The sequence below is a fragment of the Microbacterium sp. genome (genome assembly GCF_044508325.1).
In the GTDB taxonomy this organism is placed as follows: Bacteria; Actinomycetota; Actinomycetes; order Actinomycetales; family Microbacteriaceae; genus Microbacterium.
The window spans coordinates 128,329-140,292 of sequence record NZ_JBIQHX010000009.1 but is presented as its reverse complement, the minus strand read 5'-3'; the positions used below and the strand labels follow the sequence as shown (position 1 = coordinate 140,292).

Sequence of the window (11,964 nt, the reverse complement as noted above, 5' to 3'; positions counted from 1 at the left end):
CCCGGTATTCGGGGTTGTCGTCGCTGCCGTCGAGCAGAAGGAGCGTCACCGCGGCAGCCCAGCCGCGCGCCCGGGTCCACGTCGCACTGTCGTATCGGCCCCGTGCGGTGTCTGTGAAGCGGGCGCGACCGTCGGCGTCGAACGCGAGCCAGGCGACCGCCAGATCGTAGGCCGGGTCACCCGCGGTGACGTCGCCGAAGTCGATGATCCCGGTCAGCTGCCCTCCGCGCGCCACGAGGTTGCCGGGGTGCAGGTCGCCGTGGATCCACAGCGGAGGGCCGCCCCACACGGGCGCATGCAGCGCCGCGCGCCAGTCGCGCTCGAGCACGTCCAGCCCGTCGTGCGCGCCTCCGAGCGACGCGAACCGGCCGGCGACCGCAGCCGCCCGCGCGGCGAGGGGCACGCCGCGCACCGGGTTCACAGGGTAGCCGGGAGCCGCCGGCGCATGCAGCGCGCCGAGCGCGTCGGCGAGCACCGCCGCCCAGCCCGACCGCTGGGGGCGCGGCACCCGGAGCCCGGCATCCCCGCCGATCCACGGCACGACCGACCATGCCCACGGATAGCCCGCAGCCGGTCGCCCCGCCACGAGCGGCGCAGGCACGGCGACATCCACATCCGACAGGCGCCGCGCGATCTCGGGGAGCGTGCGCTGTTCGTTCTCGACGAGGGGCGCGGCGACGGCCCGGCGAGGCAGGCGGACCGCGTGCTGCGCACCGAGCCGCCACACCGAGTTGTCCCACCCCGCCGCGATCGGACGCAGCTCGAGGGCTGCGAGCTCCGGCGCCTGCCCCTGCAGCAGGGTTCGGACGAGCCGCTCATCGATGTCGACCTCGGCGGCGGGCTTGTCGGGCACCACTGAAGGGTAGCGGCCCGGTACAGTGACGGCACAGGCATCCGCCCGTCGAAGGAGACAGACACATGGCCGAACGCCAGGCGACCATTGCCAGCAGCTCTGGTCTGCACGCGCGCCCCGCGAAGCTCTTCGTGCAGGCGGTCCAGGAGAAGGGCATCCCGATCACGATCTCGGTGGACGGCGGGAAGGACCTGAACGCGGGCAGCATCCTCTCGCTCATGGGGCTGGGCGCCTCGCAGGGCACCGTCGTGACGCTCAAGTCCGACGCCGAGGGTGCCGACCAGGCGCTGGACGAGCTGGTCACCCTGCTCGAGACCGACCTGGACGCGGAGTAGCCCCGGTCACAGGTCGATGCTGTCACCGGGGTCGAGTTCGAAGAACTCGCCGCCGTTCTGCTCGGTCGCCCACTTCAGCCGGGTCCGATGCATGTCGCGGCCGATGGTCGACAGCGTCATGTCGTGGGTGCCGAAAGCGCGTCGGGGCTTCACCTCGAGGACGTAGTCCATCGCCTCGCCGATCTTCAGCCACGGCCCGCCCAGCGGCGCTGCGAGCAGCTGGACGTCGACGCCCTCGGGCACCGTGTAGGAGTCGCCGGGATAGTAGAACTGGTCGTTGACGAGCACGCCGACGTTGTCGACCATCGGGAGCGTGTGATGGATGACGTTGTGGTCGCCGCCGAAGAACTGCAGCGTGAACGGCTCCACCTCGACGGTCTCGCCGGGGGAGACCACAGTGATGTCGAAATCGGCGGCGGCGGCGGCGACCCCCTCCGGTCCGAAGATCGGGATGCCGGGCGCAGCCTTCAGGATCCGCTCGAGGTGCTCGGGCGTCCAGTGATCGGCATGTTCGTGCGTGATGACAACGGCGACCGCCTCGACCACCCCGTCCAGGGGGAGTGTGTAGGTGCCCGGATCGATGAGGAGGAGCTTGCCTCCGATGTCGATGCGGAGCCCGGCATGTTCGTGCTTTGTGACGCGCATGGCCCGAGTCAACATGGTCTCTCGCGCACCGGCAACCGGGCCCGCCACGATTTGGCCGGGGGGTGTGCACATGGCATACTTATACGGCTGTCAGACGGCCCCATCGTATAGCGGCCTAGTACGCCGCCCTCTCACGGCGGTAACGCGGGTTCGAATCCCGCTGGGGTCACCAGCACGAAAAGCCCGGCTCAGGTCGGGCTTTTCGCTTGGTGGAATCTGGTCGTCACGGCGGCGGATACGGGGACTCGCGCAGCACCCGCGCCAGATGCACGGTGTTGCGTGCGAGCGTCGCGGTGGCGTCGGCGACCTCCTTGGGAGTCTCGTCGAGCTCGCGGAAGTCGACGGTCTGCATCGCCTGGCCGTTCCAGTAGGTGCCGGCCTGCGCCGCGATCGAGAAGCCGACGTCGCCGAGCGCCTGGTACAGGTCGGCGGTGATCTTGTGCGCCCCGTCCTCGTTGCCGACGACGACCGTCGCGGCGACCTTTCCGGTCAGGATCGGCCGGCCCTCGGCATCCGTCTCCGAGAGCTCCGCGTCGAGGCGTTCGAGCACGCGCTGGGCGACGCTGGACATGTGTCCCATCCACGTCGGCGTGCCGAACAGCAGGATGTCGGCGGCGAGCACGCGTTCACGCAGCTGCGGCCACTGGTCTCCGTCGCCCATGTCCTTGTCGACACCGGGCCGCACGTCGTGATCGACGACCCGCACCTGCTCGCCGCTCGCGCCGTGCTCGGCCAGGGCATCGAGGACCTGGTGGAGCAGCACGGACGTGCTGGACGGCTCGGGAGACGGCTTCAGGGTGCAGTTCAGCGCGAGCGCGGTGACCATCGGTGCTCCTGATCAGCCGGCTGCCGGCACGCGGTTCTCGGCGCTGACCATCCAGGCGAACTGCTCGAGACTCTCGATGATCGCGTGCAGGATGTCGGCGCTGGTCGGATCCTCCTCGTCGACGGCGTCGTGCACGTCGCGACAGGTCGACACCGCGCCCTCGATGCGCTCGGTGATGAGGTCGACCACGTCGGAGGTCGAGACCTCTCCCGCGGGGAATTCGGGCAGGGTCGTCGTTTCGGCGACGGTGTCGCTGCGACCGTCGGGAAGCGCGTGCAGCGCCCGCATCCGCTCCGCGACGGTGTCACTGAACGTGCGCGCCGCCGCGATGACCTCGTCGAGCTGCTTGTGCGTGTCGCGGAAATTCCTGCCGACGACGTTCCAGTGCGCCTGCTTGCCCTGCAGCGACAGCTCGATCAGGTCGACGAGCACCTTCTGCAGGTTCTCGCTCAGCGTGCGGGATGCGCGGAAGCCGCTCTCGGCGTTCTGCTCGGCGGTCAGGCCGGCACCTCCTGCCGGGCGGCGCTTGGTGCGCTTGGCCACCGAGTCGGCCTTCGCCTTGGACTTCGTCTTGCTGGTGGTCTTGGTTGTCGACGCCATGTCATCTCCTCCGTCTCGCCCCAAACTACGTCGAGCCACGCCGGAGGAGACGGGGATTGCACGCGCGGATGACGGATGCTACGGGAGGCTTCCTGCCGATGGTTAGGTCACGACGACGCGCATCGTCAAGGGGGTCGGCCCGCCGAGACGGTCCGCGTAGCGTCGGCGGCGAACGAAGGGAATGAGATGTCCGCCGACACCACACGCCAAGACCCCCGGGACAAGCACCGCGACGAGGGCTTCCCCGCGCAGCAGCAGTCTCAGCCGGGCGACACCGACGCGACGATGCCCACGCCCGACCACGGCGAGGACACCTATCGGGGCAGCGGACGGCTCGAGGGCCGGCGTGCCCTGATCACCGGGGGCGACTCGGGCATCGGACGCGCCGTGGCGATCGCCTTCGCGCGGGAAGGCGCTGATGTCGGGATCGCGCATCTGCCCGAGGAGCAGGACAACGCCGACGACACCGAGCGGCTCGTCGAGCAGGCCGGGCGGCGTGGCCTCAGCATCGCAGGCGACGTCCGCGAAGAGGGGTTCGCGACCTCGATCGTCGACGCGGTGGTCGAAGAGTTCGGCGGGCTCGACATCCTCGTGCTCAACGCGGGCTACCAGAAGGACCGCGACAGCCTGGCGACCCTCGAGACGGCCGAGATGGACCGGGTGTTCCAGACCAACCTGTACGGACTGCTGTTCACGGCGCGGGCGGCCGTCCCGCACCTGCCGCCGGGGTCGTCGATCATCGTGACGTCGTCGATCCAGGCGTTCAGTCCGTCGCCGAGCCTCATCGACTACGCGATGACGAAGGCCGCGCAGGTGGCGTTCGTGCGAGCGCTGGCCGAGGAGCTCGGGCCGCAGGGCGTGCGCGTGAACGCCGTCGCCCCCGGTCCGGTCTGGACCCCCCTCATCCCGGCGACGGAGTGGGATGCGCAGCGGCTCGCCACGTTCGGTCAGGACACACCGCTGGGGCGTGCGGGGCAGCCCGCCGAGCTCGCGGGCGCCTACGTCTACCTCGCGTCGGAGTCGGCGTCGTACGTGTCCGGTGCGGTGCTGCCGGTCACCGGCGGCAAGCACCTCTGACACGCGTCGCCGCGGGCGCGCCGTAGGCTGACGACGTGCCCCGACTGCCCGCCGCCGTCACAGCGATCGCCGGGGGCGCCGAGGCGCGACTGCTCTGGCGCAATGAGCTCGGTGGGCTGACCTTCCGAGTCGGAGACCGCGTCGTCAAGTGGAATCCGCGATCGACCGGCATCGACCTGGCGCGCGAGCGGGCGCGGCTGGACTGGCTGGCGGGCCGGCATCCCGCTCCCCGGGTGATCGAGTACGACGCCGACGAGGAGGCGCAGTGGCTCGTGACCGCGGCTCTGCCCGGCTCGCACGCGATCGGCGAGCCCTGGCGGGACGACCCGGCCCCGGCGATCCGGGCGATCGCCGCCGGACTTCGCGCCCTCCACGCGCTGCCGGCAAAGGAGCTGCCCAGGGCCTGGACGGAAGAGAGCTGGGTGGGGCGGATGCCTGCGGCCCTGGGTCCGCGACCGCCCCTCGTCGACCCCGTCGTCGTGCACGGCGACGCGTGCGCGCCGAACACACTCATCAGCGCGGCGGGCGAATGGACCGGGAACGTGGACTTCGGCGACCTCGCCGTGGGAGACCGCTGGGCCGACCTCGCGGTGGCGTCGATGAGCCTGGACTGGAACTTCGGCGCAGGGCATCAGAACGAACTCTTCGACGCTTACGGCATCGCGCCCGATCCGGAGCGCATCAGGTATTACCGCGCCCTGTGGCACGCGGAGTCCTGATCGCCGTCACTGCTGCGGGTCGTGCGGTGTCATGTACCACTCCACGAACCGACGGGCCCGCCCGTCCTCGCCGAAGTGGACCTCCCACATGTTCCGGTAGAGCTGATGGCCCGGGTAGTCGACCCAGCCCGTGACGACGCCGACGTTCTCGTCCTCCACGAGCACGTCGAGCTCGAAAGCAGGTTCGGCGGGCTCCTCCTCCTCCGCCCACATGCGGACGATGGCGTCGATGCCGCGCACCGGGTCGGCGGAGTCGGGGCGGAACCAGTACTCGGCGTCGTCGGTGAAGATCGCCCGCACGTCGGCGGGATCTTTGGACTTCCACGCCCGGACGTAGCCGTCCAGCCACTCACGCGTCTTCGACATGGTCCGTTTCTACTCGCTGCCGCCGACATCCGCGTGGGCGTCCGCGTCCGTGTCGCCGCGGCCGCCCCCGCGCCGCCGAGCCCGGACGATGGCCCACACGACGACGGCGGTGACCGCTGCGACCGCCAGCCAGGGCAGCAGGAAGCCCACAGCGACCACGACTGCGTTGAGGGTGGCCACCAGACCGTTCCACCCGGTCACCAGCCCGTCGCCGAACCCGGCCGGATCGGCCGTGACCGGTTCGGTCACCGGCGTCAGCGACACGGTGAGGCTCGACAGGGACACCTGGCTCTCCAGGCTCTGCAGCTGCTGCTGGTACGACTCGAGCTCGGCCTGTCGCTGCGAGAGGGCGCTCTCGGCCGCGATCAGATCGGCGACGCTGCCCGCCTGTCCCATCAGCTCCGTGAGCCGGTCGACCGAGGCGCTGAGGGCGTCGATGCGCGCCCGCAGGTCGACCGCCTGCTCGGTCACGTCCTGGCGGCTGATCGACGACGACACGACGGTGCCGAGCGCCGAAAGCTCGTCGATCGCGCCCGTGAGCTCGTCGGCGGGAACCCGGACCGTGATCCAGGCGCCCGAGACCGGGTAGGGCATGACCTCGCCCATGCGCTCGTCGAAGACGACCGGGCCCTCCTCGCCGATGCTCATGGACTCGACGTATCCGCCGCGCTGCTGGGCGGCCGCCCCGATCCGCTGGGCCGCCGCCGCGACATCGTCGACCTGCACGGTCGCCTGTGCCGTGGCGATGATCTCGCGATCGGCGGGGGACACCGGCCCGGTCGCCTCGGCGCTGCTCGCCTCCTCGGCCCCGTCGCCGACGAATCCGCCCGCCGCCGGGTCGACCGATGCCCTGTCGCCCGCGCTCGTCTCGGCGGTGTCCGCGCCGCCGGTCGCCATCGTGAGCCCGCCGAGCGCGGGGCCGATGGCGGCGGCCGCGACGATCACGACGGCGGCGGCAGCGGTGGTCCACCAGACGGTGCGTCGGCGACGCGCCCGCTTCTCGTGCTCTCGCCGCTCGCGATCCTGACGCGCCTCACGCTCGCGCGCGATGCCGGCGAACAGGGCCTGTTCGATCTCGTCGATGCGCTCGTCGTTGAGCTCGGGCAGCGGGGGCGGGGTGATGCCGTCTCGAGTGCTCATGCGCCCTCCGTTCCGGTCGCCGCACGCACATGCGTGCGGATGCGGGAGAGACGGTTGCGCACGACGCCGTGGCTGACTCCGAGCTCGTCGGCGGCCGCCTGATACGCGTACCCCTCGGCGGCGCAGAGCCGGAAGATCTGCTGATCGAGCGGGCTGAGCCCGCGGACCGCATCGAGGATCCGGTCGACCAGCAGCGTCGTGGCGACCTGGTGCTCGACATCCACCGTGGCCGGCAGGCTCTCGTCGGCCGCGGCGGCGGTGTGCTCGCGGTCGCGGCGCTGCCGCCGGATGCGATTGGCGGCCTGGAAGCGGCAGATCGTGGCCAGCCACGGCAGCAGCGAGTCGCTCTCCAGCTCCAGCTCGGGAAGCCTGCGCCACGCCGCCATGAACGTCTCCTGGGTCACGTCCTCCGCGTCCGACGGATCGCCGACCAGCCCGTGGGCGAGCCAGTAGACGGGACGCACGTAGGCGCGGTAGAGCGTGCGGAAGGCATGCTCGCTCCCGCTCGCGGCCCGCGCCACGAGCGTCGCATCGTCTTCTGCCCGCTCGGCCATTCCTCGTCCGTCCGTCTGGCGGAGCACCATTGTCTCTCAGCAGGTCAGTGTCGTCCGCCGCGGAATCGTCTCATGCGGCTGTATCCTGTTGCGAGCGAGAGGGAGTATCCCGCAAACGCGCACTCGTCATCACGAGCCCCGTCATCGGCGCTCCGGGTGCGCACCGCGATCCGCGCGGGGGAGAGACTGTCGGAATCCCACCGACCCGAGAGATCCCTGCATGACCTTCGAGATCCCCGTCTGGTTCGAGATCACCTCGATGGCGGTGATGACGGCCATCCTCATCGCCGATCTGCTGATCATCATCAAGCGGCCCCACATTCCGAAGATGGGGGAGGCGGCCGCGTGGGTCGGCTTCTACGTCGCACTCGCCCTCGTCTTCGCGCTGCTCCTGTTCCTGTCCGCCCAGGGGGATCGAGCCGATGCGGCGGGCCAGTTCATCGCCGGGTGGCTCACCGAGTACAGCCTCTCGGTGGACAACCTCTTCGTGTTCGTCCTGCTGATGACCCAGTTCGCGGTGCCGCGGCGATACCAGCAGCGGGTGCTGATGGTGGGGATCATCGTCGCGCTCGTGCTGCGCGGCCTGTTCATCCTCGCCGGGGCCGCCCTCATCCAGAACTTCAGCTGGATCTTCTACATCTTCGGCCTGTTCCTGGTCTACACCGCGTGGCGCCAGGCGTTCCCCGGCAAACCGGAGAGCGATGCGGCGACGGAGACCGGCATCGTGCGGTTCCTGCGCCGCTTCATCGAGATCGACAACGACTACGACGGCGCGAAGCTGCGCACCGTCGTCGACGGGAAGAAGACCTGGACGCCGATGATCCTCGTGTTCCTCGCGATCGGCTTCACCGACCTCGTGTTCGCCATCGACTCGATCCCCGCGATCTTCGGCATCACGCAGAGCGCGTTCATCGTGTTCGCCGCCAACGTGTTCGCATTGATGGGGCTGCGTCAGCTCTACTTCCTGCTGGGCGGACTGCTCGATCGGCTCCGGTACCTCCATTACGGGATCGCCTTCATCCTCGCGTTCATCGGCGTGAAGCTGTTCTTCCACGCGCTCCATGTGAACGAGCTGCCCTTCATCAACGGCGGGCAGCCGGTCCAGTGGGCTCCCGAGATCTCGACCTGGGTGTCGCTGGGCGTCATCGTCGCGGCGATGGCCGTGGCGACCATCGCGAGCCTGATCGCCGCGAACCGCGACAAGCGCGGGGTGGGCACAGGCCGGTGATATCCTGACGTCGATGCGGATCGCTCGCCTTCTCCTTAGCGGCCGCGACGAGACCTCGTAACAGGCCACCCTCGTCGCGGAGTCCGTCGCGGGCTTGACTCCCCTCTGATCAGGAGAACGACACTCATGAGCACCCCTGCCCCTGCGATCCCCGATCGACCGCGCACCCTCGCCGAGAAGGTGTGGGACGACCACCTCGTCGTCAAAGGCGAGAACGGCGAGCCGGATCTGATCTACATCGACCTGCACCTGGTGCACGAGGTGACCAGTCCGCAGGCGTTCGACGGTCTGCGCGCGGAAGGCCGCCCGGTCCGCCGGCTCGACCTGACGATCGCCACCGAGGACCACAACACGCCGACCCTGCACATCGACCGGCCGATCGCCGATCCCACCAGCCGCATCCAGATCGAGACCTTGCGCCGCAACGCCGAGGAGTTCGGGGTGCGCCTGCACCCGCTGGGCGACACCGAGCAGGGGATCGTGCACGTCGTGGGTCCGCAGCTCGGACTGACGATGCCCGGCATCACGGTCGTCTGCGGCGACTCGCACACCTCGACGCACGGCGCGTTCGGCGCGATGGCGTTCGGCATCGGCACCAGCGAGGTCGAGCATGTGCTGGCCACCCAGACCCTGCCGCTGAAGCCCTTCAAGACGATGGCGATCACGGTCGAGGGCGAGCTGAAGCCCGGTGTCACAGCGAAGGACATCATCCTCGCGGTCATCGCCAAGATCGGCACCAACGGCGGACAGGGCTATGTGCTGGAGTACCGCGGCTCCGCGATCCGCGCCCTCTCGATGGAGGGCCGCATGACGATCTGCAACATGTCGATCGAGGCGGGCGCGCGCGCCGGGATGGTCGCGCCCGACGAGACGACGTTCGCGTACGTCAAGGACAAGCCGCATGCGCCGCAGGGCCAGGACTGGGAGGATGCCGTCGCCTACTGGCGGACGCTCCCCACCGACGAGGGCGCGGTCTTCGACGCCGAGGTGTTCCTCGACGCGAACGAGCTCGAGCCGTTCGTCACCTGGGGCACGAACCCCGGCCAGGGCGTGCCGCTGAACGACAGCGTGCCCGACCCGTCGAGCTTCGCCGACCCCAACGAGCGCGCCGCAGCCGAGCGCGCACTGGAGTACATGGATCTGACAGCCGGCACGCGGATGAAGGACATCCCCGTCGATGCGGTGTTCATGGGCTCGTGCACGAACAGCCGCATCGAGGATCTGCGCGCCTTCGCCTCGGTCATCGAGGGGCGACGGAAGGCCGACGGCGTGCGGGTCATGGTCGTCCCCGGTTCCGCCCGGGTGCGACTGGAGGCCGAAGCGGAAGGGCTCGACAAGGTCTTCGAGGAGTTCGGCGCGGAGTGGCGGTTCGCGGGGTGCTCGATGTGCCTGGGAATGAACCCCGACCAGCTCGCACCGGGCGAGCGCTGCGCCTCCACGAGCAACCGCAATTTCGAGGGCCGTCAGGGCAAGGGCGGCCGCACGCACCTGGTGTCGCCGCTGGTCGCGGCCGCCACCGCCGTCATGGGGCGCCTCGCCAGTCCGTCCGACCTGCCCGCGCGCGAGAAGGTGGAGGCCTGACATGGAGAAGTTCACGACCCACACCGGCGTCGCGGTCGCGCTGAAGCGCTCCGCCGTCGACACCGACCAGATCATCCCGGCGGTCTACCTCAAGCGCGTCACCAAGACCGGGTTCGAGGACGCGCTCTTCGCGAGCTGGCGGCAGGATCCCGAGTTCGTGCTGAACCACGAGGCGCATCAGGGCGCCAGCATCCTCGTGGCCGGTCCCGACTTCGGCACCGGCTCCAGTCGCGAGCACGCCGTGTGGGCGCTGCGCGACTACGGCTTCCGCGTCGTGCTCAGTCCGCGGTTCGCCGACATCTTCCGCGGGAACGCCGGCAAGCAGGGCCTGCTCACGGGCGTCATCAGCGAGGCCGACGCCGAGGCGCTCTGGGCGGCCCTCGAGGCGGAGCCGGGCTCGCAGATGACGGTGGACCTTCAGACGCGCACCGCAATGCTGGGAGGTCTCCGAGTGGAGTTCGAGATCGACGATTACACTAGGTGGCGGCTCCTCGAGGGGCTCGACGACATCGGGCTCACACTGCGCAGCGAAGACAAGATCGCGCAGTTCGAGGCCCGCCGAGAGGCGTGGCGGCCACGGACGATACCCGTCCGCTGATGCCCGCGCGTCCCCGCACGAGGGGGAGTGCACACGATCTCCGAACGAAGTGAGGCCCATCGCATGAAGACCCTCGTTGGCGACGCACAGCCGGCGCGCACACCGGACGAGGGCACTCTTCCACAGCCGGAGACCATGCGGATCCGCGGCGGTCGCCCGCTGCGCGGGCGTGTCGAGGTCAAGGGGGCCAAGAACCTCGTCACCAAGGCGATGGTGGCGGCCCTGCTCGGCGAGACCACGAGCACTCTCAAGGATGTGCCCGACATCAGCGACGTGCAGGTCGTGCGCTCGCTGCTGAAGGTTCACGGCGTCGACGTCCGCGACGGCGATGAGGACGGCACCCTGCACCTCGATCCCAGCGGAGCGGTGTCGGCGCACTTCGAAGAGATCGACGCGCACGCGGGGGCCTCCCGCATCCCGATCCTGTTCTGCGGACCGCTCCTGCATCTGCTGGGCGAGGCCTACATCCCCGATCTCGGCGGCTGCCGCATCGGCGACCGGCCGATCAACTTCCACATGGACGCGCTGCGCGCGTTCGGCGCCACCGTGGAGAAGAGCTACGAAGGCATCCGCCTCTCCGCAGCGGACGGCCTGCACGGAGCCGACATCCGCCTGCCCTACCCGAGCGTCGGGGCGACCGAGCAGGTGCTGCTGACCGCGGTGCGCGCCAAGGGCGTCACCGAGCTGCGCAACGCCGCCATCGAGCCCGAGATCATGGACCTGATCGCGGTGCTGCAGAAGATGGGCGCCATCATCGCCTACGAGCCGAACCGTGTCATCCTCATCGAGGGCGTCGACAGCCTGCGCGGCTACGAGCACCGGGCGATCTTCGATCGCAACGAGGCCGCGAGCTGGGCGGCCGCGGCGCTGGCCACGGACGGCGAGATCTTCGTCGGGGGCGCCAAGCAGCAGGAGATGCTCACGTTCCTCAACGTGGTGCGCAAGGTCGGCGGAGACTTCGATGTGCGCGAGGACGGGATCCTCTTCCGCCGCGACGGCGACCTGCGCGCGGTGACGGTGGAGACCGACGTGCACCCCGGGTTCATGACCGACTGGCAGCAGCCGCTCATCGTCGCGCTCACCCAGGCGCACGGCCGATCGGTCGTGCACGAGACCGTGTACGAGAACCGGCTCGGCTTCACCGACGCACTGAACAAGATGGGCGCCGACATCGTCGTGCACCCGCACGGACTCGAAGGCGGGACGCGTCGCGTGCCGCGGCGCGAACTCGAGCAGGCCGCGGTGATCAACGGCCCCACGCCGCTGCACGGCGCGGACGTCGTCGTCCCCGACCTGCGAGGAGGCTACAGTTACGTCATCGCGGCGCTGGCCGCCGAAGGGGAATCGACCGTGCGCAACATCGGGATCATCCGGCGGGGTTACGAGAAGCTCTTCGCCAAGCTGAAGGATCTCGGCGCCGACTTCGACATCGTGGGGTGACG

The 11,964-nt window shown here is 69.8% G+C and carries 14 protein-coding genes and 1 tRNA gene; 8 read left to right on the top strand and 7 right to left on the bottom strand.

The features are described 5' to 3' along the window. Nucleotides 1-853 (bottom strand): aminoglycoside phosphotransferase family protein (locus ACIWQI_RS09625; RefSeq protein WP_396656972.1); only part of this gene is annotated, 853 nt, incomplete at its 3' end. 65 nt (nt 854-918) lie between these two features. Here ACIWQI_RS09625 and ACIWQI_RS09620 point away from each other — a divergent pair. Then, nucleotides 919-1,188 (top strand): HPr family phosphocarrier protein, encoded by a 270-nt coding sequence (locus ACIWQI_RS09620; RefSeq protein ID WP_396656971.1) that lies wholly within the window; start codon nt 919-921, stop codon nt 1,186-1,188. A gap of 6 nt (nt 1,189-1,194) precedes the next feature. Here the strand turns inward: ACIWQI_RS09620 and ACIWQI_RS09615 are convergent, their stop codons facing one another. Beyond that, complete coding sequence (locus ACIWQI_RS09615) at nt 1,195-1,833, bottom strand: MBL fold metallo-hydrolase (RefSeq protein WP_396656970.1); 639 nt, start codon at nt 1,831-1,833, stop codon at nt 1,195-1,197. A gap of 96 nt (nt 1,834-1,929) precedes the next feature. On the opposite strand from ACIWQI_RS09615, the gene ACIWQI_RS09610 reads away from it, so the two are divergent. Then, a tRNA-Glu gene (locus ACIWQI_RS09610) sits at nt 1,930-2,005 on the top strand. Nucleotides 2,006-2,056: 51 nt separating this feature from the next. Here the strand turns inward: ACIWQI_RS09610 and ACIWQI_RS09605 are convergent. Together ACIWQI_RS09605 and ACIWQI_RS09600 are read right to left on the bottom strand one after the other, a co-directional pair. Next, nucleotides 2,057-2,659: a flavodoxin family protein gene (locus ACIWQI_RS09605; RefSeq protein ID WP_396656968.1), complete on the bottom strand. Its 603-nt coding sequence runs from the start codon at nt 2,657-2,659 to the stop codon at nt 2,057-2,059. A gap of 12 nt (nt 2,660-2,671) precedes the next feature. Next, a complete protein-coding gene (locus ACIWQI_RS09600; protein WP_396656967.1) occupies nt 2,672-3,259 on the bottom strand; it encodes a Dps family protein in 588 nt (195 codons plus the stop codon). A gap of 186 nt (nt 3,260-3,445) precedes the next feature. Between ACIWQI_RS09600 and ACIWQI_RS09595 the strand changes: the two genes are divergently transcribed. Both ACIWQI_RS09595 and ACIWQI_RS09590 read left to right on the top strand, forming a co-directional pair. Then, a complete protein-coding gene (locus tag ACIWQI_RS09595; protein WP_396656965.1) occupies nt 3,446-4,336 on the top strand; it encodes an SDR family oxidoreductase in 891 nt (296 codons plus the stop codon). 35 nt (nt 4,337-4,371) lie between these two features. Further along, nucleotides 4,372-5,055 carry a phosphotransferase gene (locus ACIWQI_RS09590; RefSeq protein WP_396656964.1) on the top strand — a complete coding sequence of 228 codons (684 nt, stop codon included), beginning with the start codon at nt 4,372-4,374 and terminating at the stop codon, nt 5,053-5,055. 6 nt (nt 5,056-5,061) lie between these two features. Here the strand turns inward: ACIWQI_RS09590 and ACIWQI_RS09585 are convergent, their stop codons facing one another. From ACIWQI_RS09585 to ACIWQI_RS09575, 3 genes are read right to left on the bottom strand one after another with little or no spacing between them, the layout of a single operon-like run. Then, on the bottom strand, nt 5,062-5,421 hold the full coding sequence (locus ACIWQI_RS09585; protein ID WP_396656963.1) for a nuclear transport factor 2 family protein: 360 nt from the start codon (nt 5,419-5,421) through the stop codon (nt 5,062-5,064). A 9-nt stretch (nt 5,422-5,430) separates the two neighbouring features. Beyond that, nucleotides 5,431-6,561, bottom strand: a complete 1,131-nt coding sequence (locus ACIWQI_RS09580) for a DUF4349 domain-containing protein (protein ID WP_396656962.1) — start codon at nt 6,559-6,561, stop codon at nt 5,431-5,433. Continuing rightward, nucleotides 6,558-7,115 carry an RNA polymerase sigma factor gene (locus ACIWQI_RS09575; RefSeq protein ID WP_396656961.1) on the bottom strand — a complete coding sequence of 186 codons (558 nt, stop codon included), beginning with the start codon at nt 7,113-7,115 and terminating at the stop codon, nt 6,558-6,560. Before ACIWQI_RS09575 ends, ACIWQI_RS09580 begins: the two co-directional genes overlap by 4 nt. Before the next feature lie 220 nt (nt 7,116-7,335). On the opposite strand from ACIWQI_RS09575, the gene ACIWQI_RS09570 reads away from it, so the two are divergent. The 4 genes from ACIWQI_RS09570 (at nt 7,336) to murA (ending at nt 11,962) form a co-directional block, all read left to right on the top strand. Continuing rightward, entirely contained in the window at nt 7,336-8,343 is a 1,008-nt protein-coding gene (locus ACIWQI_RS09570; RefSeq protein WP_396656960.1) for a TerC/Alx family metal homeostasis membrane protein, read from the top strand. Between the two features lie 126 nt (nt 8,344-8,469). Beyond that, the gene (leuC, locus tag ACIWQI_RS09565; protein WP_396656959.1) at nt 8,470-9,924 is read left to right on the top strand and encodes a 3-isopropylmalate dehydratase large subunit; all 1,455 of its coding nucleotides are present in this window, start codon (nt 8,470-8,472) and stop codon (nt 9,922-9,924) included. A gap of 1 nt (nt 9,925) precedes the next feature. Next, nucleotides 9,926-10,522, top strand: a complete 597-nt coding sequence (gene leuD / locus ACIWQI_RS09560) for a 3-isopropylmalate dehydratase small subunit (RefSeq protein WP_396656958.1) — start codon at nt 9,926-9,928, stop codon at nt 10,520-10,522. Nucleotides 10,523-10,585: 63 nt separating this feature from the next. Further along, nucleotides 10,586-11,962: a UDP-N-acetylglucosamine 1-carboxyvinyltransferase gene (gene murA, locus ACIWQI_RS09555; protein WP_396656956.1), complete on the top strand. Its 1,377-nt coding sequence runs from the start codon at nt 10,586-10,588 to the stop codon at nt 11,960-11,962. The last annotated feature ends 2 nt before the right edge of the window (nt 11,963-11,964 follow it).